The 453-nt window shown below is 55.6% G+C and carries 1 protein-coding gene; it reads right to left on the minus strand.

The window, feature by feature from the left end:
• The coding region (locus Q4563_RS16140; protein ID WP_303605199.1) for a polyprenyl synthetase family protein at positions 1-453 on the minus strand (453 nt) is incomplete at both ends.

Consider the following 453-nt stretch of genomic DNA (forward strand, 5'->3'; position numbering starts at 1 on the left):
GGCAGTGGCTTTGTTGCGGGTGTACTCCATTGAGCGGGTATGTGTGACCACGGCCATGACATCATTCATGTTATCCAGACCACCTTTGCGAATGGCCTGGCGCACCAGTTTGCGGCCGGTTTCATCGGCATTGGCCATGGCATGAATCAGTGGCAGTGTTGGCTTGCCTTCCGCCAGGTCATCACCAACGTTTTTGCCGAGATCGGCGGCATTGCCTTCGTAATCCAGCACATCGTCGATTAACTGGAAGGCCAGCCCCAGTTCCTTGCCGTAAATACGCAGCGCTTCCTGGATGTCATCCGGAGCTTGCAGCAGGGCGGCGGTGCCGTGGGTTGAGGCTTCAAACAGTTGTGCGGTTTTACCCTGAATCACGTCCATATACTGGGCTTCGGTGATATTCGGGTTTTTGACGTTGGTCAGCTGCAGCACCTCGCCTTCGGCAATCACACAGGT

The organism is Gilvimarinus sp. 1_MG-2023, from assembly GCF_030548285.1.